This is a genomic window from Kitasatospora sp. NPDC050463, from assembly GCF_040655255.1.
Taxonomy (GTDB): domain Bacteria; phylum Actinomycetota; class Actinomycetes; order Streptomycetales; family Streptomycetaceae; genus Kitasatospora.
This window is the reverse complement of record NZ_JBFAJO010000043.1, coordinates 30,111-53,012: the sequence shown is the minus strand read 5'-3', so window position 1 is coordinate 53,012 and position 22,902 is coordinate 30,111. Positions and strand designations below refer to the sequence as shown.

General features: G+C 74.4%; 18 protein-coding genes and 1 pseudogene. 9 read left to right on the top strand and 10 right to left on the bottom strand.

Translation table 11 applies throughout. The features are described 5' to 3' along the window. Positions 1-89 precede the first annotated feature (89 nt). The gene (locus AB0J08_RS25520) at positions 90-1,421 is read right to left on the bottom strand and encodes a DUF5685 family protein (RefSeq protein ID WP_360638687.1); all 1,332 of its coding nucleotides are present in this window, start codon (positions 1,419-1,421) and stop codon (positions 90-92) included. Positions 1,422-1,555: 134 nt separating this feature from the next. Further along, positions 1,556-2,479: an LppX_LprAFG lipoprotein gene (locus AB0J08_RS25515; protein WP_360638684.1), complete on the bottom strand. Its 924-nt coding sequence runs from the start codon at positions 2,477-2,479 to the stop codon at positions 1,556-1,558. A gap of 291 nt (positions 2,480-2,770) precedes the next feature. Here AB0J08_RS25515 and AB0J08_RS25510 point away from each other — a divergent pair, with 291 nt between their 5' ends. The 3 genes from AB0J08_RS25510 (at position 2,771) to AB0J08_RS25500 (ending at position 5,729) form a co-directional block, all read left to right on the top strand. Beyond that, on the top strand, positions 2,771-3,334 hold the full coding sequence (locus tag AB0J08_RS25510; RefSeq protein ID WP_360638681.1) for an XRE family transcriptional regulator: 564 nt from the start codon (positions 2,771-2,773) through the stop codon (positions 3,332-3,334). Further along, positions 3,331-4,914 carry an MFS transporter gene (locus AB0J08_RS25505; RefSeq protein WP_360638678.1) on the top strand — a complete coding sequence of 528 codons (1,584 nt, stop codon included), beginning with the start codon at positions 3,331-3,333 and terminating at the stop codon, positions 4,912-4,914. The genes AB0J08_RS25510 and AB0J08_RS25505 overlap by 4 nt, the downstream gene beginning before the upstream one ends. Positions 4,915-5,015: 101 nt before the next feature. Further along, the gene (locus AB0J08_RS25500; protein ID WP_360638675.1) at positions 5,016-5,729 is read left to right on the top strand and encodes an alpha/beta fold hydrolase; all 714 of its coding nucleotides are present in this window, start codon (positions 5,016-5,018) and stop codon (positions 5,727-5,729) included. Between the two features lie 90 nt (positions 5,730-5,819). Here the strand turns inward: AB0J08_RS25500 and AB0J08_RS25495 are convergent, their stop codons facing one another. From AB0J08_RS25495 to AB0J08_RS25480, 4 genes are all read right to left on the bottom strand, one after another. Then, on the bottom strand, positions 5,820-7,262 hold the full coding sequence (locus tag AB0J08_RS25495) for a DUF2252 domain-containing protein (RefSeq protein ID WP_360638672.1): 1,443 nt from the start codon (positions 7,260-7,262) through the stop codon (positions 5,820-5,822). 307 nt (positions 7,263-7,569) lie between these two features. Next, a complete protein-coding gene (locus AB0J08_RS25490; RefSeq protein ID WP_360638670.1) occupies positions 7,570-10,341 on the bottom strand; it encodes an SUMF1/EgtB/PvdO family nonheme iron enzyme in 2,772 nt (923 codons plus the stop codon). Beyond that, a complete protein-coding gene (locus tag AB0J08_RS25485) occupies positions 10,331-11,026 on the bottom strand; it encodes a hypothetical protein (RefSeq protein ID WP_360638666.1) in 696 nt (231 codons plus the stop codon). The genes AB0J08_RS25490 and AB0J08_RS25485 overlap by 11 nt, the downstream gene beginning before the upstream one ends. Positions 11,027-11,083: 57 nt before the next feature. Further along, entirely contained in the window at positions 11,084-12,061 is a 978-nt protein-coding gene (locus tag AB0J08_RS25480) for a D-isomer specific 2-hydroxyacid dehydrogenase family protein (protein ID WP_360638664.1), read from the bottom strand. Between the two features lie 264 nt (positions 12,062-12,325). On the opposite strand from AB0J08_RS25480, the gene AB0J08_RS25475 reads away from it, so the two are divergent. After that, positions 12,326-12,772: a DUF2809 domain-containing protein gene (locus AB0J08_RS25475; protein WP_360638661.1), complete on the top strand. Its 447-nt coding sequence runs from the start codon at positions 12,326-12,328 to the stop codon at positions 12,770-12,772. A 7-nt stretch (positions 12,773-12,779) separates the two neighbouring features. Here the strand turns inward: AB0J08_RS25475 and AB0J08_RS25470 are convergent, their stop codons facing one another. Next, positions 12,780-13,562, bottom strand: a complete 783-nt coding sequence (locus tag AB0J08_RS25470) for an SGNH/GDSL hydrolase family protein (protein WP_360638658.1) — start codon at positions 13,560-13,562, stop codon at positions 12,780-12,782. Between the two features lie 290 nt (positions 13,563-13,852). On the opposite strand from AB0J08_RS25470, the pseudogene AB0J08_RS25465 reads away from it, so the two are divergent. Both AB0J08_RS25465 and ddaH read left to right on the top strand, forming a co-directional pair. Next, positions 13,853-14,496, top strand: a pseudogene (locus tag AB0J08_RS25465) (ferredoxin). 330 nt (positions 14,497-14,826) lie between these two features. Next, on the top strand, positions 14,827-15,654 hold the full coding sequence (gene ddaH / locus AB0J08_RS25460) for a dimethylargininase (protein WP_360638655.1): 828 nt from the start codon (positions 14,827-14,829) through the stop codon (positions 15,652-15,654). A 124-nt stretch (positions 15,655-15,778) separates the two neighbouring features. Here the strand turns inward: ddaH and AB0J08_RS25455 are convergent, their stop codons facing one another. Both AB0J08_RS25455 and AB0J08_RS25450 read right to left on the bottom strand, forming a co-directional pair. Further along, complete coding sequence (locus AB0J08_RS25455; protein WP_360638652.1) at positions 15,779-16,993, bottom strand: globin domain-containing protein; 1,215 nt, start codon at positions 16,991-16,993, stop codon at positions 15,779-15,781. A 181-nt stretch (positions 16,994-17,174) separates the two neighbouring features. Beyond that, positions 17,175-17,630, bottom strand: coding sequence for an Rrf2 family transcriptional regulator (locus AB0J08_RS25450; protein ID WP_360638649.1), 456 nt, complete (start codon positions 17,628-17,630; stop codon positions 17,175-17,177). 265 nt (positions 17,631-17,895) lie between these two features. Between AB0J08_RS25450 and AB0J08_RS25445 the strand changes: the two genes are divergently transcribed. Both AB0J08_RS25445 and AB0J08_RS25440 read left to right on the top strand, forming a co-directional pair. Continuing rightward, positions 17,896-19,914, top strand: a complete 2,019-nt coding sequence (locus AB0J08_RS25445; RefSeq protein ID WP_360638646.1) for a hypothetical protein — start codon at positions 17,896-17,898, stop codon at positions 19,912-19,914. Positions 19,915-19,938: 24 nt separating this feature from the next. Then, entirely contained in the window at positions 19,939-20,388 is a 450-nt protein-coding gene (locus AB0J08_RS25440) for a hypothetical protein (RefSeq protein ID WP_360638643.1), read from the top strand. A gap of 156 nt (positions 20,389-20,544) precedes the next feature. On the opposite strand, the gene AB0J08_RS25435 is transcribed toward AB0J08_RS25440, so the two are convergent. Then, positions 20,545-22,026 carry an MFS transporter gene (locus AB0J08_RS25435; RefSeq protein WP_360638640.1) on the bottom strand — a complete coding sequence of 494 codons (1,482 nt, stop codon included), beginning with the start codon at positions 22,024-22,026 and terminating at the stop codon, positions 20,545-20,547. A 276-nt stretch (positions 22,027-22,302) separates the two neighbouring features. Here AB0J08_RS25435 and AB0J08_RS25430 point away from each other — a divergent pair, with 276 nt between their 5' ends. Next, positions 22,303-22,902, top strand: coding sequence for a helix-turn-helix domain-containing protein (locus AB0J08_RS25430; RefSeq protein WP_360638636.1), 600 nt, complete (start codon positions 22,303-22,305; stop codon positions 22,900-22,902).

Below are 22,902 nucleotides of genomic sequence, written 5' to 3'. Positions count from 1 at the left end.
CGGCGCCCGCGCGCCGTGGTCAGAAGCCCCTCGTCGGCGAGGAGTTCCCCCGGACCCCCAGGCCCCCGGACCCCCGGGCCCCGGCGTGCTCAGCAGTCGCAGCCGCAGTCGCACCCGTCGCATCCGCATCCGTCGCAGCAGCCGCCGTCGCCGCAGCACTGGCAGCAGTCAGCGCAGTCGCCGCAGTCGCAGTCCTGGCGGGCGCACCACCCCTCCTTGCGCTCGCGCGAGAACGGGTCGTCGTGCGAGCAGCACATCAGCTGGCAGGTGCAGGCCATCAGGGCCCAGACCGCGCAGCCGGCCAGCAGGTTGCGGCGGTGCGGAGGTCGGCCGCCGGGCGGGGTGAAGCCGGGGCCCTGCGGCACCCAGGGCGGAATCGGCGCGCCCGGCCCGGTCGGCGGTGCCTGGCCCGGATCCTGCCGGGGCGGCGACTGGTACGGGTTGGAGCCGAGCGGACGGGGTCCGGCCCCTTCCGGTCCGGCGGTCCCGGGCCCGGCCGGCCCGTGCGGCCCGTGCTGCTCGGCGGCGGGCGCCGTGCGGGTGCGGCAGGAGGCGGAGTGCGCGGCCGGGCCGAAGACGCGCTCCACGGCCCGTTCGGTCTCGTGCGCGAGCAGGACGTGCACCAGCGTCCGGTCCGTCAGCTCCACCTCGCGCAGCGCGAGCCGGATGCCGTGAACGGCGTCCCGGCTGAGGCGTTCGGCCTCGGTCCGGTCGGTGCCGGTCGCCGTGAGCGGGTTCCAGGCGCCGCTCGCGGCGTCCTCGGCCTGGTCCTCGGCGGCGTCCAGCAGGTGGGCGAGGCGGCCGAACAGCCGCCCCGCCTCCGCCAGTGGTGCGGCGTTGCCGGGCCGGCCGGCCAGCACCGCGGTGTGCGCGAACGCCGCCGAGGTGGCGCTCTCGGTGGGTTCCGTGACCAGCAGGACGGAGCCGCCCGGGAGCAGCCCGCGTTCCAACTCGCCCTGGCGGGAGGCGGCGTCGAGGAGCACGGCGGTGTCGAAGCCGACCGCCGAGGCGCCGCCCGCGCTCTTGCGGTCCCAGCGCCTGGTGACCGCGCGGGCCCCGGCGGCGACCGGCCGCCGGGCGAACACGCCGTCCCGGTCCTCGACGTGGTCGCGGATCTTCACCGAGGCGAGCGCCAGTGAGACGGCGGCCGCGAGGCGGGCGCCCTCGCCCTTGGCGACCGAGGCGGTGCGCATCCCGCGCAGCGGGCACGGCCCGGCCGTGCGGCGCCAGGAGGCGTCGTCCTTCGCGCTCTGCGCCTCGACCAGGACCGAGATGATCAGGCCGTCGTAGTTGGTGGCCGTCCGGGCCAGCTGGCCGTGGTCGTCCCGCAGCGCCAGGCAGAGCCCGCACAGGTGGGCCATCCACGAGGCCTGCAACCGTTCCGAGAGCCGGTGCCGACAGGGCCTGATGATGCCGAACATGATCCCCCTCGCTGCGGGGGCCAGCGTCGGCCCCCGGTCGCGGACATCATATGACCAGCAGTTCACCGCTCCGGAAGGGTCGTGAAGCAGCGGGAACCACCGGTGCTGTGAACGACGCCGGGGCCCGGGCCGGGTCAGCCGGTGAGGACGCCGGAGAGCTCGGTGGCCGCGGTGGTGTTCTTCGCCGGGGGAGGCGTCACCTTCACCGGCTTGCCCAGCTCGGTGAAGGACACCGTGGTGACGGATCGGATCGGATCCATGTCCAGGACCAGCCGGACCTTCGTCGCCCGGCCCTGGGGGTCGACCCACACGTCGGCGGCTATCTGCAGGCCGGCGCCGCTCAGGTTCCGGTACGTCTCCAGCTTGCTGCGCACCTCCGGAACCAGGCGCAGGGTGACGGCGTCGTCGGCCAGGACCCCGCTGTAGCGCACGGCACGGACCCCGTCCACCTCCTCTTCACCGGCGCGGGTGACCCGGGTCAGGGTGGAGACCTGCTGGAGGACGTGCTCGGGGTCGTTGACCGGCGACCGGAGAAGAGCGTGCGCGACGGTCCGCTCCCGGTCGATGGCCGCCCAGGACCCTGCGGGTACCCCGGCCGAGCCGCGCACGTACACCTGGCCGTCGGCGAAGATCTCGTCGACGTGGCTGATCGCACCGCCGGGGAGGTCGATTTCGAGCTGCCCCCGGTCCGCCGCCAGGTCGAAGTCCCCTGCCACCGACAGGTTGTACGTCGTCTCCCCGTCGCCGAGCATCACGGTCTGGCTCACCCGGGCGCTGGTGCGGCCCGTCGCGGCCGCGGCCTCGCGCACGGCGGTGGCGTGTTCGGCGGCCGACGCCGTCGACGCTGTTGCCGTAGGAGTAGGCGTATGAGTCGTCGCCGTGGTCGGGGCGCCCGACGTCGTCGTGGCGGTCGGTGCCGCCGACGCGCCGGACGCCGCCGGGCTGCTCGCCGACGGCCCGGCGGCGGTCTCGGCCGCGCTCTCGGCCGTGGTGGACGAGCACCCTGCGGCGCACAGCAGCGCGAGCACGGTGACGACGAGACCTGTGGAACGACGCACTTCTTCCCCTGACACGACGATGCGGTGACGATGGCCGGGCCCGCCGCGCATGCGGCATCCCCCCGTCGAGGTGCGTGTTTCGCACGCGCCCCCGGCACACCGACCCTATCCGGCCAGGTCAGGAGGGTCCGGGCGGGGTGGGCGCGTGCGATCCGATCGCGGTCGGCCGGGGGCGGCCGAGGGCTTCCACGGGCGCGGCGGGGGTGTCCCCGGCCGAGTCCGCGCGGAGCGGGTCGGAGCGGGCCGGCCGGCCCGGAGACGTGCTCCCATATCCGGGATAGCATCGCGAATATGGGAATCGATACGGCCGCCGACGAGCGGCTGGCCATCCGGCTGGCCGAGCTCCGCGTCGAACGCGGGTGGACGCTGGAGGAGTTGGCGGGGCGGGCGGAGGTGAGCCGGTCCACGCTGTCGCGGGTCGAGCGGGCGGAGGTCAGCCCGACGGCCGCCCTGCTCGGTCGGCTCTGCGCCGTCTACGGACGCACGATGTCGCGCCTGCTCGCCGAGGTGGAGTCGGCCCCCGCCCGGCTGGTCCGGGCCGGGGAGCAGCGGATCTGGCGGGACGAGGCCACCGGCTTCGTTCGGCGTTCGGTGTCTCCGCCGGACGGCTCGTTGCGGGCCGAGATCGTCGAGGGGCGGCTGCCGGCGGGGGCCGACATCGCCTACGACCGGCCGTCCGTCCCCGGCCTGGAGCACCATCTCTGGCTGCTGGAGGGCCGGTTGGAGCTGACCGTCGACGGCGAGCCGCAGCAGCTCGCGGCCGGTGACTGTCTGCGGTTCGTCGCCGACCGCACCCGCTTCCGCAGCCCCGGACCCGAGGTCGCCCGGTACGTGCTGGTGGTGGTCGAGCCGTGAAGACGCCGACAGGTCCGGCGGCGCCCCGGGAGCGGTTCGACGCCGCCGGGCGCCGCGTGCTGTTGGTCTGCGTCGCGGGCGGGTTCACCACCCTGATCGACCAGTCCGTCCTCAACACCTCGATACCGGCCCTGCGGGAGAGCCTGCACGCCCAGCCCGCCCATCTCCAGTGGATCGTGGCCGGCTACTCGCTCGCCTTCGGTCTGGCCCTGGTCCCGGGCGGGCGGCTCGGGGACGTCTGGGGCCGCAAGTGGTTCTTCGTCACCGGACTGGCCGTGTTCACGGCCGTCAGCCTGCTCTCCGCGACCGCCACCGAGCCCTGGATGCTGGTGGCCGCCCGGCTGCTCCAGGGCGCCGGGGCCGGGCTGGTCAACTCCCAGATGATCGGCACCATCCAGGACGTGTTCGACGGGCAACTGCGGGCCCGGGCCCTCGGGATGTACGCCGTCACGGGCGGTCTGGCCTTCGCGCTCGGCCCGCCGGTCGGCGGCGCGGTGCTGGCCGCCGTCGGACCGGAGCACGGCTGGCGGCTGACCTTCCTCCTCAACGTGCCGTTCGGGCTGGCCACCGTCGTCCTGGCGGTCCGCTGCCTGCCCCGCCCGCGCCCCAGCGCGCGCAACGCCGACCTCGACCTGGTCGGCCTGCTGCTGGTCGCCGCGCTGACGCTGGTGCTGATGCTGCCGTTCGTGCAGCCACCCGCCTGGACCGGCTGGCTGGCCTTCGCGGCCGGCGCGGCCGTGCTGCTCGGCGCGCTGGTCCGGTGGCAGCGCCGCTACGCCCGGGCCGGCGGCCACCCGTTGATCCACCCGGCGCTCACCCGGTCCGCGCCGTACGCACTCGGTACGGCGGTGGCGATGGCCCAGTTCGGTTCGGTCGTGGCGGCCGGACTGGTGCTGGCGATGTTCCTGCAGGACGGGCTCGGCCTCTCCCCGATGGGTGCGGCGCTGGTCGCGCTGCCCTCGGCGGTCTCGATGGGGGTCGCCTCGGCGCTCGCCTGGCGGGTGGTGCGGCGCTTCGGCCGGCGGACCGTCACCGCGGGCATGACGGTCTCGGCGCTGGTGATGCTCACCGGCGGGCTGGTCGTGCGGTGGGGATCCACCGGCGCGCTGCCGTGGTTGCTGGCGGCGCTGCAACTGCTCGGCGGTGCCGCCGCCGGGGTGATGGGCGCCACCAACCAGGCGTACGTGCTGCGTCATGCGCCCGCCGAGGCGGCCGGGGTGAGCGGGGCGATTCTGCAGATGGCGCAGCGGATCGCGGCGGCGGTCTGCGTGTCGGCGCTGTCCGGTCTCTATCTGCGGGCCACCGGCGGTGGCGGCGGCCACCGGGCCGCGTACACGTATGCCAGCGCCGTCTGTGCGGCGGTGGCCGCCCTGGCGGTGCTGGCCTCGGTGTTGGCGAGCCGGGCGGCGGCGCGGGAGGGCGACGGGCCGGTGGCGGTCTCGTTGCCTGCTCGGGCGGCGGACGCCGACCAGCCGGGTCGGCCGGGTCGGCCGGGTCGGCCGGGTCGGCCGGGTCCGTCAGGTCAGGCCGGTCAGGCCGGTCAGGTCGGTCAGGCCGGGGACGTGCGGGCGCGGCGGTAGCGGCGGTAGCGCGGAGCACGCGGCCGGCGACGGGCCGGCCGGATTGAGCGGTGGGCGAACGGGCGGACGGTGGACGGGGCGCGCCGCGTACGGTGATCGGTATGACTGATCATCGGACCGTTGAACTGCCGGAGGTCACCCTGGCCTACCGGGAGTACGGCACGCCGGGCGCCCCGCCGCTGGTCCTGCTGCACGCGCTCGGTGAGCGGGCCACCGACTGGGACGGCGTCCTGCCGGACCTCGCCCCGCACCATCACGTCCTCGCACTCGACCTGCGCGGCCACGGGGACAGCGGGCGGCCCGGCCGGTACGGTCTCCACGCCATGCGGGACGACGTGGTCGGCTTCCTGGACGCGCTCGGGCTGGACCGGGTCGATGTCGTCGGTCACTCGATGGGCGGCGTGGTGGCGTACCTGCTGGCACAGGAACACCCCGAGCGGGTCGGCCGGCTGGTGCTGGAGGACGTCCCCGCGCCCTTCCCGCGTCCGGCGACCCCGGTGGCCGCGGCGCCCGCCGAGCCGGTGAGCTTCGACTGGGCGGCGGTGGAGGCGGTGAAGGGGCAGATCGACACCCCCGAGCCGGTCTGGCTGGAGCGGCTGGCCGCGATCGCCGCGCCCACGCTGGTGGTGGCCGGCGGCGGGGCGAGCCACGTCCCCCAGGATCGGATCGCCGAGCTGGCCGAGCGGATCCCCGACTGCCGGGTGGTCACCATCGAGGCCGGTCACCTCGTGCACCACGCCCGGCCGGCGGAGTTCGTCGCGGTGGTCGCGCCGTTCCTGGACCCCGCCGACCGGGCCGGCCGGTCCCCGGGCTAGCCGACTCGGCTCCCGACCGACTCCCGACCCCGACCGGTCACGCCCCGCCGGGGTCGGACGCCGGGGTCGGAGGCCGACTCGGAGGCGGGATCAGACGCCGTGCTCGGCCGCGAGCCGGCCCGCCCGGACGGCCGTGACCAGGTCGGCGTGGTCCGCCTCGGTCCGGTCCGCGTACGCCACCGCGAAGGCGGCGACCGCCTCGTCCAGCGCCTCGTTCTTGCCGCAGTAGCCGCTGATCAGGCCCGGGTCGGCGGTGTGCGCGTGGGCCCGGGCGAGCAGGGCGCCGGTGATCCGGGCGTAGTCGTCGAGCTGTCCGGGCAGCAGCGCCGCCGGGTCCACGCTGCCCTTGCGGTTGCGGAACTGCCGTACCTGGTAAGGCAGTCCGTCCACCGTGGTCCAGCCGAGCAGGGTGTCGCTGACCACCTGCATGCGCTTCTGGCCGAGGACCACCCGGCGGCCCTCGTGGCCGTCCGGCACGGTCACCGGGTAGCCCGCGCGGGCCAGGTGCGGCAGCAGCACCGAGGGGCGCGCCTCCTTCACCTGGAGCACCAGCGGCTGCTCGCGGTGGTCGGTCAGCAGGACGACGTACGAGCGGGTGCCGACGCTGCCGGTGCCCACCACCCGGAACGCGACGTCCTGCACCTGGTAGCGGGCGAGCAGCGGGTGCAGCTCCGCCGGCACGGTGGCGACGTAGGCGCCGAGCGCGGTGGCCACCGCGGCGGCGGTCGCGTCCGGGACCTCGCTGAGCACCGGGGGCGCCGCGGTGAACCGCAGCCCGCCGTCCGCCGCGCGGACGGTGGACTTGGCGGCGAACCTGGCGCTGGTGTTGCCCAGTGCCTTGGCGCCGACTTTCTGCAGGGCCTCGGCCAGGTCGTGCGCCTGCGCGAACGAGACCAACTGGTCGTCGGCGACGGCGTTCCAGGCGTCCAGGACGGGCAGCTTGGCCAGCGTGCGCATGGTGCGGCGGTACGAGCCGGCGGCGTCGAACGCGGCCTGGCGCGCGGTGGTCTCGTCGGCTCCGACCTCGCGGCCGGCCAGCACCAGGCTGGCGGCGAGCCGCTTGAGGTCCCACTCCCACGGGCCGGGCACCGTCTCGTCGAAGTCGTTGATGTCCATCACGAGTTGGCCGCGGGCGTCGCCGTACAGGCCGAAGTTGGCGGCGTGCGCGTCGCCGCAGAGCTGGGCGGTGATCCCGGCGGTGGGCGTGCCGGCGAGGTCGGCGGCCATCAGGCCGGCCGAGCCGCGCAGGAAGGCGAACGGGGTGGCCGCCATCCGGCCCAGCCGGATCGGGACCAGCTCGGTGAGCCGGCCGGCGTTGGACGCCTCGATCGCCTCGATGGCGGTCGGTCGGTCGGCGGGGGTGGGGAACTCGGCGTGCCGCTCGCGCGGGATGCGCTCGCGCAGGGCCTTACCGCGCTCGCGGGAGCGACCGTCGTGGCGCGGCGCGAATCCGTCGACGGTGAACCGCCGTCCCCGGTCGGCCGCTTCCGCCCGTGTCCCGGACTCCTCCACCGCTTCGGTGAGCTGCGTCATCGTGCCCCGCCCCGTCCCTCTGTCGTTGCCGCCCGCGACCTGCGCGGATCCGGCCCTTCGGCGGGCCGGGGAGCAGGTTACCGGGCCGCTCGGACAGCCCGTCGACAGGGAGGGACGTGCGACGGGGGGTGGCGGTTGCGGACGGGAGCCGGCGGATCCGGACGCGGTACGGCGGGCGCACCTCGCCGTCCGTCACCGCGACGGCGCTCCGTCGGGCGTCCGCCGCCCACGCACCGCGGCAATGGCGGGCCCGGTCAGGGGCGGTAAGGCTGTGGACAGCTCGTCCCGTCCCTGCTGCCCCCTCCCTTCATCCCGTTCCCCCTGTCGCGGAGCGGCGGACCACGATCCGGAAGCCGAGGTCCCAGTAGGCGTTGCACGGCGGGTCGTCGAGCCGGAAGCTGACATGAGTGGCCATCGGCTCCCGGCTGTACCAGGAACCGCCCCGCACCCCGCGCTTCTCCAGACCTCCCGGGGCGTCGCGTTCGCCGGGGTCGCTCCAGAGCAGTGAGCGGCTGGTGACCCACTCCCAGACGTTGCCGCCGAGGTCCTCGGGGCCCGGCGGGGTACCACCGTCGGCGGCCGGGGCGAAGAAACCGACCGGTATCGCGCCGAAGTTGACGATTCGGCTGTCACCGGGATCGGTGAAGTCCCGGACCAGACAGCGATCGGGGTCGAACCGCCCGCCCCAGGGGTAGTCGAGCCGAGGGCCGGCCCAGGAGCGGCCCGCGGCCCACTCCCACTCGATCTCGGTGGGGATCGCCACGGTGTCCCGCTCGCCGATCCGCCCCTGCTCGCGCAGCCGGTGCTGCAGCCAGGCGCAGTAGGCCTGTGCCTCCCACAGGTTGACGCCGACCACCGGTGCGGTGGGCAGGTTGAAGCGGGCGTCGCGCCAGTACAGCGGCAGACTGCGGGCCATGGTCCGGCGGGCGATCCGGGCCGAGGTGTGCTGGGCGTAGGTGGCGAACTCGGGCTCGCCGAACTCCTTGACGAAGTTGAGGTCCTTCTGCTGCTCCCAGAGCTCCACCAGCTCCCCGAGGAAGCCCTCGTCACCGGCCCGCCAGCGAGCGGCCTCGTCGCTCTGCCACCAGGCGGGCCGCTCGTAGCCGCCGTCCGCCACGAAGGCCTGATACTCCAGGTTGGTCACCGGGTACCGGCCGATCTCGAACTCCCTCACCTGGACCGGCCGGGGCGGGTTCGACGGCACCCGCTTGGGGTCGTGCATGGCCAGCGGGCGGTCGGTGCCGACCCGGCCCCGGCCGCCCGGTACCACCACCAGTTGCCCGAGCGTTCCGAACGGATCGTCTCCTTCGGCGAACCGGGGGTCGCCCAGCCGGCTGACCGCGCAGAGCGCCCGCATCCGGGTCGCCCGGCTCAGCCGGCGGTCCGCGGCCAGCCGGGCCGCCACCTCGACCGCGAACGGCCACAGGCCGGTGAACTCGGCGTCCTCCGCTTCCGGCAGCGGACAGTCCGCCAGCGCGGACTCCAGCCCGTAGCGCCGGACCGCGGCGGTGCCCAGTTCCGCCAGCATCTCCGCCGCCAGACAGGCGCCCACCGCGCTGCGCTCCAGTTCCGCGCCCGCGCCCGCGGCACCGGCGCCGCGCAGCAGCCGGCGCACCAGGATCAGCAGGTCGGCGAGCCCTTCCCGGGACATCTGGGCGATGCCGGCGGTGAACAGGAAGACGTGCCGCCAGGCCGGGTCGAGAGCCAGGTCGAGCCGGTCGCGCGGGCTGACGTAGCCGGCCAGGTGGCGAGCCGCCAGGTACTCCTGGAAGCTCAGGTGGGCGAACTCGTACCAGCCCGCCTCCCGCTCCTGGAGCAGGCCGGCGGCGGTCTTGCCGGCCAGTCGGTCCAGATAGGCCGCGGTCGTCGCGGCCTCCTCCTCGGCGTCCGCGTCGTCCAGGACGGCGAGCGCCGCCATCTGCTCGGTGACGAACCCGCGCAGCGCGCCGCGCGCGATGGTCCGGCGGCTCCAGCCGGGCAGCGGCGGCCGGGTGCCCGCACTGAGCATGCTGAAGGCGAGCGCTCCGGCCAGCGCCAGCAGCACGTCCGGCTCCAGCGCGGGGGAGTGCTGGTCGCCGCCGGCGCCGTATCGCCACTCGGGTCGCAGCAGTAGGTAGTCGACGGCCTGGTCCAGCAGGGTGACCTGGCCGGGCGGCGTGTGCCGGGGGCGGGACTCGACCACGCAGAGCACCGCCGCCAGGAGCGGGCTGGCCGCGACGTCCCGCAGTTCGGCGTGCGAGTCGAGCAGCGAGCGGGTAGCCGACAGGCGGGCCTGGGTCCAGCCGCGCCGTCCGCGTCCGGCGTGCTGGTGCCAGTTCTCGATGTAGTGGTCCAGCCGGTCCTCGCTGAACCCGACGAGTTCCAGCACCGGCAGTCGGTCCAGCCGGCGCAGCGGCCGGTCGGCCGCGTAGTCGGCGACCCGGCAGGTCAGGGTGACCCGGTTGGGTGAGGCCAGGATGCCGGCGGTCAGCCGGGAGCGCAGGTCGGGCAGCCGGGCCTCGTCGACCTCGTCCAGGCCGTCGATGAAGAACCACAGGTGCCCGCGGACCTCGGCCTCGCTCAGCCGCTCGCGCAGCTCCGCGTTGTGCACCAGCCCCGCCCGGGCGAGCAGTTCCTCGAACGAACGCCAGACCCCGGCGTGGTTGAGCGTGTGTGCGGCGAGCCGGATCGGAATCCAGCCCCGGCTGTTCATCTTCGCCTCCAGCGCCTGCTTGTAGGCGAGGCGGCGGCAGAGCGTGGTCTTGCCGTATCCCGGACGGCCCGTCAGGACGGTCTTGCGGAACACCGCCATGTTCAGCGCGGCGTCGACCGGGAGGCTGTCCAGCCGGCCCAGGAGGATGCGCTCCTGTGGCGAGGCGGCGGCCAGCGCGTCGCCCGGGTCGGTGAGCACCGTGTCCTGCGGGATCCACACGTCCTGGAGCGGCAGCCTGTGATCGAAGCGGAAGCCGTGCGGATTTCCGAACACCAGGTGCTCGGTCTCCGCCATCACCTCGCTCAGGTACTCCGAAACCACCCGGGACATCTCCAGGACCGGGCGCTCCAGCCCCGGGGGCTCGAAGCCCAACCCGTCACCCGCCATCTCCCACCCCCACTCCTCGCCGGCCCCGGCCGGGCGCCACCGGCGCCGGGCCGGACGCCAGCACCTGATCCCCGAGCCGGATCTCCGCGATCCGCTCCAGGCCTCCCGCCGCCGCCCGGCGCCAGCACAGCCCGGCCGCGTCGACGAACTCCAGCTCGCTCACCGGGTGCAGGAGGGCCCCCGGCGCCAGCCCCGCCGGACGCTGGGTGAGTCCGGGCAGGATCGGCAGCAGCCGGGTCACGTCCAGGGTGGTCACCACCTGCGGTGACGCGCCGTCCCGGACCGTCAGCACCCAGACCCCGATCGGGGTGGGTGTCATGTTGTTCAGGTAGACGTACCAGCCGCCCTCCCCGCCCCCCTCGTCCCGGTACGCGACCCACGCGTAGACCTGGGTGCGCACGTGCACCTCCTGGCGCCGGATGTCGTCCAGCCGGTCCAGCCGCAACCGGCGGGACTGCGCCAGCGCCACCCAGACCGCGGCGAACGAGCCGATGCTCTGAGCCCAGCCGCCCAGGTCACCGAGCTGGATCCGACCGCGCGTCAATGCGGCTGCCGAGTCGGCCAGTTCGCCCCAGCGCGGGGCCAGCAGCAGCAGGACGACCGCCAGCAGCACCACCCGTAGCGCCGCCGACCGCCAGACGGCGGCAGCCCTCTGCCGCCACCGGCCGGAGCTCTCCTCCGTCACCACGTCTCCCCCCTCGGGCCGGCCCCGGCGGACCCGCCCCCGTGTACGGCGGCCTTGCTAGCCGACCGTCACCGCGTACGGTGGTTCGTCCCCCCGGGCCACGGAGAGCAGGTTCTCCGCCGCCATGTCGGCCATCCGCCGGATCGCCTGGGTGCTCAGGTAGGCGCAGTGCGGCGTGACCAGCAGCCGGTCCGGCACGAACTCCAGCAGCCCGTACGGGTCTTCGGCCGGAGCCGGGGTCGGTTCGGTGTAGTAGCCGTCGATCGACGCGCCGGCGATCCAGCCCTCGGCCAGCGCGGCGCGCAGCGCCGCCGGGTCGACCAGGGCGGCGCGGGCCGCGTTGACCAGGAAGCCGTCGGAGCCGAGCGCGGTCAGCTGTTCCGCACCGATCACCCCGTCGTTGACCCCGGGCTCGTAGGCGAAGTTCACCGACACCACGTCGGCGGCCTCGAACAGCTCGTCCAGCGAGGAGACCGCGGTATAGGGCAGTTCGTCCAACTCCGGGCGGTGGGTACGGTTCCAGTACAGCACCTCCATCCCGAACGCGGCGTGCGCCATCCGGGCCACCTCGCGGCCGATGTGCCCCATCCCGGCCACCCCGAGCCGGGCACCGACCAGCGACGGGGTCGCGTCCTCGCTCCACACCCCGGCCCGCACGCCCGCCACCCGGCGGGTCACCCCGCGAACCAGATCGAGCATCTGGGCGATGGTGAACTCCGCGACAGCCACCGCGTTGGCATGCGGGGTATAGCTGAACCGGGTCCGCGAGCCGCCCTGCGGCAGCTCGATGAAGGAACTGAAGCCGGTACCCATGAAACAGACCACCGCGAGGTCCGGCAGCTGCTCCCAGGCGCGCTTGGACATCTGCTCGGACCCGCCCAGCACGTAGCCCCAGGCGCCGTGCAGCGCCCGGATCACGCTGTCCTCGTCCAGGTCACCGGGGAGCGACTCCACGGTGAACCCGCCGGCCTCCAACTCCCGTACCACCTGCTCCGGGAAGGTCGCCCCCGTGACAACCACCCTGCGACTCTCCATGCCCGGCTCCTCGGCTCGCTGATCTCTCAGCATGGTCTACCCCTGGTGGTGCCTCGCCTACCACGGAAGCGCGGGGGCGGCCGGGCGTCCTGCTGGGAGTGGCCGCGTCCACGTCGGAGTCGGCGGAGGGCTCGTCCGGGGCCCCGGGGCCTTCAGCGGATCATCCGCGGCCATGGAGGTCGTGCGCGCGCGGGGACGATCACACCCCCGTCGCACCCGGGGGCGCAGGCCGCCTCCGTGGACGGGTCGCCTACGCTGGCCGGTGTGGACGATCTTCGGGGGAGTGGCCGCAGGCGGGTGGCGGCCGGGGTGGTGGCGGTGCTGACGGTGGGCGCCGGGCTCGGGGTGCGGGCGGTGGCGGGTGGCGACGTCGCCAAGTACGCGGGTGACGCGCTGTACACCGTGCTGGTGTACGCCCTGGTGCTGTTCGTCGCCCCGCGGCTGCGCCCGGTGGCCGCCGCGGTGGCGGCGGCCGGGCTGAGCTGGGCGGTCGAGCTGTTCCAGCTCACCGGTGTCCCCGACGATCTGGGCCGGCGCAGTGCGGCGGCCCGGCTGGTGCTCGGCTCCACCTTCAACGCGCCGGACCTCGGCTGGTACCTGGTCGGCGCCGCGTCGGCCGCCCTGCTGCACGCGGGGCCGATCCGGCTGGTGCGGTCCGGCCGGGCGCGGTCCGCCGTCGTGGCGAAGGGGAGCGCGCCCGGCGGGGCCTGACGGTTCGTCAGAGCGGGAGCAGCTCCGGCCGCTTCGCCTCGACGTGGTCGCCGGAGGACTCGCCGCGCAGTCGGCGGCCGACCCACGGCAGCAGGAACTCGCGCGCCCACTGCAGGTTCTCCCGGCGCTGCTCCGCGGGGGTCTGGACCGGCAGCACCGGCCACGGCGCCTCCGGGTCCTGCTCGGTGCGCAGGCCCAGCGAGCGGGCGGCCAGCAGGGCGACCCGCTGGTGCCCCTCGGGCGACAGGTGCAGGCGGTCCTCGCTCCACGCCCGGCGGTCCTGCACCGCGCGCAGCGACCAGAGGTCCGCGACCTTGCAGCCGTTGCGGTCGGCGACGGCCCGCATGTGGCCGTTGTACGTGGCGATCTTGCCGCGCAGGTGCTTCAGCAGGGGCACGCCCCGGGTGTCGAAACCGGTGCAGATGAGCACCGTCCCGGCGGATTCGGTGAGTTGGACGATGGCGTTCTCGAAGCGCTCGGCCACCTCGTCCGGATCGCTGCCCGGGCGCAGGATGTCGTTGCCGCCGGCGCAGAAGGTGACCAGGTCCGGCTGGATGCGCCGCACCTCGGGCACCTGCTCGGCCACGACCTGGTCGAGCAGCCGGCCCCGCACCGCGAGGTTGGCGTAGCGGAACCCGCCCGGCGGGCACCCGTCGGCGAGCAGCCCGGCGAGCCGGTCGGCCCAGCCGGCGAAGGCGCCGCCGACGCCGGGATCGTTCAGGCCTTCGGTGAAGCTGTCCCCGAGGGCCGCGTACGAACTGAGGTCAAGGGTCTCCTGGAGGTTCGGCATGAAGGAGATAGTTCACCGTCTCAAGTGACCTACGCCACCGTAGGTGGCCCGTGCGGGTACGTGAGATGGGCCACGTGCGATTCGTGCGGGTGCCGGGAATAACCCGGCGGGGTGTCGCGCGGGGGCGCTTCGGACGGCCGTGCGCACCTGACGGGCGCTCAGAACGGCGTGCGGATAGGCCGGCCGGGGAAAGCACAAGATCGCGACCCCCTTCCGGTTCCGGGCTGGCGGTGCCCACCCTGGAGGGGCCGGCCACTCGGCGGGCACCCACCCACCCAGGGAGCGGAAGCATGAGCGAGCCCGACCCGTCCACCGCATCCCCGACCTCCGGAGCGGGCTGGTACGTCGACGACCGGTGTTTCAACTGCGACGTCGCCCGCCAGCTCGCCCCCGACCTGATCCACGAACGCGGCGGACGCTCCGAGGTGGTCCGCCCGCCGCGCGACGAAGCCGAGTTGCGGCAGCTGTACGCCGCGGCCCACGCCTGCCCCACCCGCTCCGTCCGCTCGGCGCGCGGCTCTGGATCCACGAGGGCGATCTCGACGCCGCGCCCGACGCCGACCGGGTGCTGCGTGGCCGGGAGCCCGTGGAGATCGCGGCCGGCGTGGTGGCCCACCCGTTTCCCGGGCACACCCTCGGGAGCGTCGTCTACCTGGCCGACGACCGGTACTGCTTCTCCGGCGACAGCTTCTACTGGTCGCGCACCACCGGTGACCTGGAGGTGGCCGCCGGGGTCACCTGGTACTCGATCGAGGAGCTCGCCGCCTCGCTGGCCCGTGGTGTCGGGCGGCTCTGCTTCGAGTGGCTGCTGCCGGGGCACGGCGACCGGCGGCGGATGCCGGCCGACGAGGCGGCCCGGCGGCTGCGTGCCCTGGCCGAGCGGTGCCGTGACCTGCGGCCGAGGCCGATCGACTTCGCCTCGCTGCGCTGGTAGGGCGTGACGGTGCCGTGCGCCGGTGCCCCCGTGCGCCGCTGTACGCGCCGGGTGCGCGGGGGGCTGCGCCCGACGAGGGCGTCCGCTCAGGTGTGCGAACGGCGCCGTTTGGGCAGCCGCCCTAGGGTCACGCTCGCGCTCCCCGGCACACGCCCGTGCTCCCGGCGCTCGCGCACCCCGGGGCGCCGGCACCTCAGAACCTCAGCACCCGGTACTTCCGAAAGCACCCAGCACCCTGGAAAGCACCCAGCACCCCCGAAAGCACCCAGCACCCCCGAAGGCGCCCAGTACTCCCGAACCCCTGTACTCCCGGACGGCGGAGGTAGCCGCATGCCGAACCGAACCACGGAGCGTACCGCGAGGCCGCGGCGCTACCTGATGTGCCGGCCGACGTTCTTCACCGTCGACTACACGATCAACCCCTGGATGGACCCGGCGCGGCCGACCGACACCGACCTCGCCGTCCGCCAGTGGGAGCGGTTGTGCACCACGTACCGGCGGCTGGGCCACACCGTCGAGCTGATCGAACCGCTGCCCGGCCTGCCCGACATGGTCTACACCGCCAACGGCGCCACCGTCCTGGACGGCCGTGCGCTCGTCGCCACCTTCCGGCACCCCGAGCGGGCCGGCGAGTCCGACGCCCACCAGGCGTGGTTCCGGTCCGCCGGCTACCGCGAGGTCCACCGGGCCGGTCACGTCAACGAGGGGGAGGGTGACCACCTGGTGGCCGGCCGGCGGGTGCTGGCCGGCTCGGGGTTCCGCACCGACCCGGCGGCGCACGCCGAGGCCAGGGCCCTGTTCGGTGTCCAGGTGCTCAGCCTGACCCTGGTCGACCCGCGCTTCTACCACCTGGACACCGCGCTCGCCGTGCTCGACGACGACCACGTCATGTACTACCCGGCGGCCTTCTCGCCCGACAGCCAGGCGCTGCTGCGCAGTCTCTACCCCGACGCGATCATCGCCGACCGCGCGGACGCCGAGGTGTTCGGGCTCAACGCCGTCTCGGACGGGCGGCGGGTCCTGCTGCCGGAGGCCGCCAAGGCGCTGGCCGGCCGACTGGCCGAGCACGGCTACGAGCCGGTGCCGGTGGACGTCTCCGAGCTGCTCAAGGGCGGCGGCGGCGCCAAGTGCTGCACCCTGGAGCTGCGGCCCGCCTGAGTTCACGACCGCCGCCCTGCGACCGCCGCCCTGCGACCGCCGCCCTGCGACCGCCACCGCGACCGGTCGCGGCATGCGGCCGCCCCGCCCCGCCTTGCTCGGGCGGGGCGGCCGCAGTGGCGGCTCAGGCGTCCCGGCCCAGCCAGAGGTCGGAGCCGAACACCTCGTAGTGGATGTCCGCGGCCGGTACGCCCGCGGTGAGCAACTGGGCCCGCACCGAGCGCAGGAACGGCAGCGGGCCGCACAGGTAGGCGACGGTTCCGGCCGGGACCGGCACCGTCGCGAGGTCGACCAGGCCGGTGCGCTCCTGCGGCCAGTCGCCGAGCGGACGCTCGTAGAAGACGTGGGCGACGGCGCTCGGCAGCTTGGCGGTGAGCCGGTCGAGGTCCGCGCGGAAGGCGTGCGAGAGCTGGTCCCGGTCGCCGTGGACGGAGATCACCGTCCGGGGGGAGCCGGTGGCGGCGAGGTGGTCCAGCATGGCCGTCATCGGGGTGTTGCCGATGCCGGCCGAGGCGAGCAGCACCGGGCCGGCGCCGTCGGCGAGGGTGAGGTCGCCGAGCGGCGGGGCGAGTTCGACGATGTCGCCGGTGTGCAGGTGGTCGTGCAGGTGGTTGGAGACCTCCCCGGCCGGCGCCCCGTCCGGCCCGGCGCCGGCCCGCTTGACGGTGAACCGCAGCCCGCCGTCGGCGCCCCCGGAGAGGCTGTACTGGCGGATCTGCCGGGCGCCGTCCGCCATCGTCGCGCGCACCGAGACGTACTGGCCGGGCCGGGCGGGCGGGATCGGGTGGCCGTCGGCCGGGCGGACCAGGTAGGTGGTCACGTCGTCGGTCTCCTGATGGCGGGCGACCACGGTGAAGCGGCGCCAGAGGTCGGCCGGGTCGCCCGGTCCTGCGGCGGCGGTCTCGGCGCGCAGCCGGTCCTCGATCGCGATCAGCGCGTTGGCCATCAGCCAGTACACCTCGTCCCAGGCGGCGGCGACCTCCGGCGTGACGGCCTCGCCGAGCACCTCGACGATCGCGGCGAACAGGTACGTGTGGACGATCCGGTACTGATCGTTGCTGATGCCGACCGAGACGTGCTTCTGCGCGATCCGGGCGAGCATGGCGTCCGGCCGCTGGTCGGGGTGGGCGATCAGCGCGGACGCGAACGCCGCTATCGAGCCGGCCAGCGCCTGCTGTTGGGTGCCGTTGGCCTGGTTGCCCCGGTTGAAGAGGTCGCGCAGCAGCTCCGGGTGGTCGGCGAACAGCGTGTCGTAGAAGAGCGGCGTGATCTCGCCGATCGCGCCGCCCACGGCGGGCAGGGTGGCTTCCACGATCTCGGCGGACTTGGCGGACAGCATGGGGCTCGCTCCAAACTGGTATCTGAAATGCGTATTAAAGGTCGTGCGGAAGTGCGGCCCGGGGTGGGGTTGGGGGTGTCGGGCCCGTCTCGGCCGACCGGCCGCGCGGACTTGGCTGTGCGGACCTGACTTGTGCGGACCTGACTTGTGCGGACCTGGTTGTGCGGACCGGCCGGGCGGGTCAGTCGGTGGGTCGCTCGGCGGGTCTGCCGGTGAGGCTCAGCAGGACGGGCCCGGTGGGCGGTGCGACCAGATCGTCGATCGAGAGCGGATCGAGCGAGGCGAAGAACGCCTCCTGGGCGGTCCGCAGTGCCCCGCGCAGCCGACAGGCGGCCCGCAGTGGGCAGGGTGGCTCGTCCTCGCAGCCGACCACGTCACCGACGCCCTCCAGCTCGCGCAGCAGGAGTCCGAGCGAGCCGGTCCGGCCGGCGAAGGTGAGGGCCAGGCCCCCGCCCCGCCCGCGCCTCGCCTCGACCACGCCGAGGTGCTGCAGCCGGCTGACGACCTTGGCGGCGTGCGTGTACGGCACGCCCACGGAGTCGGCCACCTCGCGGGTGGTCGGGTTCGCGTCCTCGTCGAGGACCGCCAGCCGCATGGCGACGCGGAGGGCGATGTCGGTGCTCTTGGTCAGCCTCACGTTCGAAAGGCTATCTAATGCGCATCCTGTAATCCAATTTACTGCGCGCCGCGCGCCGCGCGCCGCGCGCCGCGCGCCGCTCGGCGCTGGGTCGGAGGGGTCGGTTGGGTCGGAGGGGCCGGAGCGGGCCGGCGTTCCACGGCGCGGGGGGACGGGTTCGAACCGTGACCTGCGAGCCGCACCGCGGGTCTGTTCCGGTCGTCTGCCAACTGCTTTACTGAGCACGCTTGTTGGCAGGAACACTCCTTGACGACCGGGGGACGTCGTGGACAGCGAAGCTCCGCCACCGCCACCGCCACCGCCACCGCCGCCGGTTCCGCCGCGGCCACCGCAGCCGCCCGCCGGTGACGGCACGTTCGGCGGCCTGTACGCCGGGTCGCCACCCGCCTCCGGCGCGTCGGGTGGAGCGTCCTACGGCAGCGCCTCCCACGGCGGCGACCAGCCCGGCGCGCCGCCGTTCGGCACCGCGCCTCCGTTCTCCACCGCGCCGCCGTTCGGTACCGGACCCGTGCGCGGTGACCCGTCCGGAACTGGGGGCGGCCCGTCCGGGACCGGCGGTGGGCGGTCGCCGGTCCCGGCGACGCCGGAGAACCTGCGCGAGCAGGCCGGCCGCGTCCCGGGCGACGCGACCCGCTACCTCTGCGCGGCGGCCTGGCTGGACCGGGAGTTCCGCGCGGACCTGATCGAGGAACTGGTCGAGCAGTCGTTCCGGATCCCCGCCCCCTCGCCGGGTGCCGATCTGGTCCGGGTGCTGCACGAGGCGCTGACCGCCCGGCGCTGGGAGGTCTGGACCGGTGTCACCTTCTTGTCGGTGCTGGCAGCGGGGTTCCCGCTGCTCGGTCCGGTGGCGGCGGTCGCGGTGATCGGCTTCCTCGTGCTCCTCGGTCTCTTCGGCGGCTACGGCACGGACCGGATGGACCACCGGCTCGGGCTGTCGTTGGAGCGGTTGGTCGTCGTGCGTCCTCCGCGCCGGGCCACGGGTGGTCGTGCCAAGGACCTCGGATCGCGGGTGGTCGCCGGCCTGGTGGTTCTGGTGGTCCTCACCCTGGCTCTCCGCTACGTCGACGGCTCGGTCACGGACTCGGTCGGGGATTCGATCGAGGAGCTGGGTCCGGAGCTGCGGGCCCAGGCCGGGCCCGCCGTCGTCGAGCTGATCGCCCTCTGGCTGGTCGCGGCCGGGATGCGCTTCGCGATCCGTCGGCGACTGGCCGCACTTCTCGGGGAGTCGCCCGGCCCGGGGATCACGCCGCACGGACGGCGCGCCGCATGGTTGTACGGGCGGCTGCACGAGCAGCAGAGCGGACCGGAACTGCTCTACCGCGACCGGGCTCCGTTGGTCGGTCTGGGCATCCCGGGCCCCTCCTGGCGGATGACCTTCGAGTTGCGGCCCGCCGCCGCGCGAGCGGCCCGGGGCGAGCCGGCCGAGCCGATCGACGCCTCGGTCCTCTACCGGGCGGTCGCCGCGCGGGTGCGGCAACTGGCGCAGGACTCCCGCTACCCCGACGACCCGCTGCGCGGACTCTCCGTCACCGACCGGGTGTTCCGGCCCAGCATGCGCAGCGACGCTCCCCGGCACTGGCGCGGTGCGATGACGACCCGGGTCGGCGACCAGGTGATGCTCGAACCCGCGTGGGCCGACCTGATGGGCCGCTCCGGTCACGAGCGGCTGCGGCACTACCTGGCGATCAGGGTGGGCTCGTGGCAGGAGGAGGTGGTGGTCACCGTCCTGGTCCGCACCACCACCCGCGGCGGGTTGCTCTACCTGGAGTGGTTGCCGTACGTGCTGCCGCCGGTCGACCAGGCGTACCACGTCGTCGACCACCTGGGCCGGCACTCCGCCCTCAGCGACTGGCTCAACGCCCTCGGCTGGGCCGGGCGCCGGCTGAGCCGGGACATCGTCGTCGCGGTGGGGCAGGTGAACCGGGCGTGGGCCTCGCGTGGACACGCCGCAGCACATGCGACCCGCTACCGGCACCTCGTGGACGCCGGCTACGCCGTCGACTACGCACCGCGGTTGAGTGTGCGTGAGCTGGCCGCCGGGGACCAGTTCCAGCACATCTTCCAGGCGCACGACGTGCAGCGTTTCCTGAACACCGTCACGCAGCGGGTCTTCAGTGCGGTGGGCGACGAGCTCGGGGCGCGCGGCTACGACAGCGGGGCCTTCGAGGAGCAGTCGCAGAACATCACCAACATCAACAACGGCGGTGTCCAGGTCAACAACAGCGTGGTGCGGGGACCGGTCGCGGGCGGCGCCGGATCCTCGGTGAACATCCGGACACCGTAGAAGAGTTCGGGAGGGGAGAGTCCGATGGACCATCAGTCGGAGGTCGCGGGTGGTGGCCCGGCCGGGCCGCCACCGGGGAGCAACTGGAACAGCGGCGGGGGCATCCAGGTGACCGGCAGCACGGTCATCGGCCCGATCGCCGGCGGTCAGGGCGCAACCGTGCGGATCGGCGTCGGCGGCGACGCGAACTCCGCCACCGCACCCGGTGCGGACGCGCTGCGCGTGGCGGCGGAGGCCCTGCGTGCCGCCCTGGCCGGGCTGCGGGCCGAACGGCCGGGCGCGGTGGCGGAGGAGGACGCGGCGGACGCCGACGCGGCCCTGGCCGGGATCCTTGAGGAAGCCGCCCGGGACCAGCCCCGCGAGGGCGTCCTTCGCCGCCGGGTGGGCACCGTCGTCGACGCCCTCAGGTCGGTCGCCCTGCTGGCGGCGGCCGTGACCGGGCTGGAGACCGCGTTCACGGCGTTGATCGGCTAGAGCACTGATCGGCCGGAACGCGGATCGGCCGGAGCGCCGAGCGGCCGGAACGGGGCCCGTATCCCGGTCGTCCCGGTCGCCCGGCAGGTGCTCCGCCGGGTCGTACCCGGGTGAGCCCGTGTCGCCCCCGGCGCGGGCCGGGGGCGACGCGGTGGCTCAGCTCCGGACCGTCTCCGGCTGCGGGGGCGCGCCCGGGGTCGACGGCGCGGGCGCGACCGGACCGGTGGCGGCGGCCGGGCCGGCGACCAGCACGGGGGCGCTCCTGCGGGCCGGGACGAGGAGGGCGGCGAAGGCGGCCGCCAGGCAGAACACGGCGAGCAGGGCGAACCCGTCGGTGTAGCCCGAGGCGTACGGCCGGCCGGAGGGCTGGAGGTGGCCGGTGACCAGGCTGGTCATCAGCGCGGCGCCGACGGAGCCGCCGATGGTGCGGATGTTGGCGTTCATCCCGGTGGCCGCGCCGGTCTGCGCCGCGGGCACGCTCTGCACGATGAGGTTGCTCATCGAGGCGAAGGCCAGGCCGATGCCGAGCCCGAAGACACCCGCCGCCAGGGCGACCTGCCACGGCTGGTCGTGCCACGCGGCGAGCATCGCGCAGGCGACCGAGCCGAGGACGGCGCCGGTGGTGAGCTGCGCCTTGGCGGGGAACCGGCCGGCCAGCCGGCCGCTGAGGATGCCGGCCACGAACATGGTGACCAGCATGGGCAGCATCAGCAGGCCCGCGCCGGTGATGCTCGCTCCGAAGCCGTAGCCGGCCGAGGAGGGCGTCTGCGCGAAGCCGGGGAGGAACGCCCAGACCGCGTACATGCCGCCGCCGAAGAGCAGGGCGGCGGTGTTGGTCGTCCAGACCGCCGGGAGGCGCATGATGCGCAGGTCGATCAGCGGGTTGCGCGAGCGGGCCTCCACCAGGACCCAGAGGGCGAACAGGATGACGGCCGCCAGCAGCAGGCCGAGCACGCCGAAGGAGAGCCAACCCCACTTCGAGGCCTGGCTGATGGGCAGCAGCAGCGCCACCAGCCAGCCGGAGAGCAGGACGGCGCCGAGCCAGTTGATGCCGCCCCCGTCGGCGCCCCCGGCGCGCTCGGGGGACTCCGGGATGTAGCGGTGGGCGATCAGTGCGGTGATCGCGACGATGATCACCGGGAACCAGAACAGCCAGCGGTAGTCCAGCGCTCCCACGATCGGTCCGGCCAGGACCATGCCGAGGCCGCTGCCCACGGCGATGACGGCGGACAGGTTGCTGATGCCGGTGGCCACCCGCGAGGCGGGGAACTCGTCGCGGAGGATGCCGAAGGAGAGCGGGAACAACGCACCGGCGATGCCCTGGATGACCCGGGCGATGATCAGGACGGTGATGTTGGGCGCCAGGGCGGCGACCAGGCAGCCCACCAGGAGGGCGCCGAGCGCCGCGACCAGGGTGCGCTTCTTGCCGACCAGGTCGCCCACCCGGCCGAGGATCGGCGTGAAGATCGAGGCGGAGAGCAGATAGGCGGTCATCACCCAGGTGACGGTGGCCTGGGAGGTGTGCATCGCGGCCTGGACGGTCGGCAGGGCGGGCGTGATCAGCGACTGGAGCAGGGCGAACACGCCCGCACCGGTCGCGAGGACGCCGAAGGTGAGGCGATTGGACGGGCGACTCATCAGACCTTCTCGGGGCATGGGGGCACGAAAGGGCGCGTGCCCACGGGATGCGTGCGGAACGGGAGTGCCGGGAGGCGGGTGCGTCCGGCGCGGGTGCGTACGGGCGGGAGTGGGTGCCGGCGGGCGGCGGGAGGGGCGGTGCGCGGGATCCGGTGCCGGATCGACGGAGGTGCTGATGGCCCTGCCGGGTACGGCAGCAGGGGCGCGGGCGAGGCCTCACTGCTAAAGTTGAGGCATGCCTCCAGATTAGCGGAGGCATGCCTCCGGTTCAACCCGATGTCCGAAAAGAGATTCCCAGTGACGGAACAGGTCGTGGTCGACGAGTTCCTGGCGGCCCAGCGCCCGCGCCGCGCCGACGCCGCACGGAACTTCGACGCGCTGCTCGTGGCCGCCCGTGAGGCCTTCGCCGAGCACGGCGCCGAGGCCTCCCTGGAGGACATCGCCCGCCGGGCCGGCGTCGGCATCGGCACCCTCTATCGCAACTTCCCCACCCGCAGGCACCTCTTCGAGACGGTCTACGCCAACGAGGTCAACGAACTGAGCCTGGTGGCCCGGGAGTTGTCCGATGAGTCGCCCTGGGAGGCGCTGGCCGCCTGGCTGCGCCGGTTCGTCGCCTACACCCTCACCAAGCGGGCGATCCGCGAGGCGCTGGAAGGGGAGGAGTCGGACATCTTCCTGGCCTGCCGGCAGTCGATGTACGACGCGGCCACGCCGCTGCTCCGGCGCGCGCAGGACGCCGGAGAGGTGCGGGCGGACATGTCCGTCGACGACCTGCTGCGCCTGGTCTCCGGCGTCAGCTCGGTCGCGTTCCCCGAGGAGGGGCAGCGCGACCGGGTCCTGGGCATCGCTCTGGACGGCGTGCGGGCCACGGGCTGA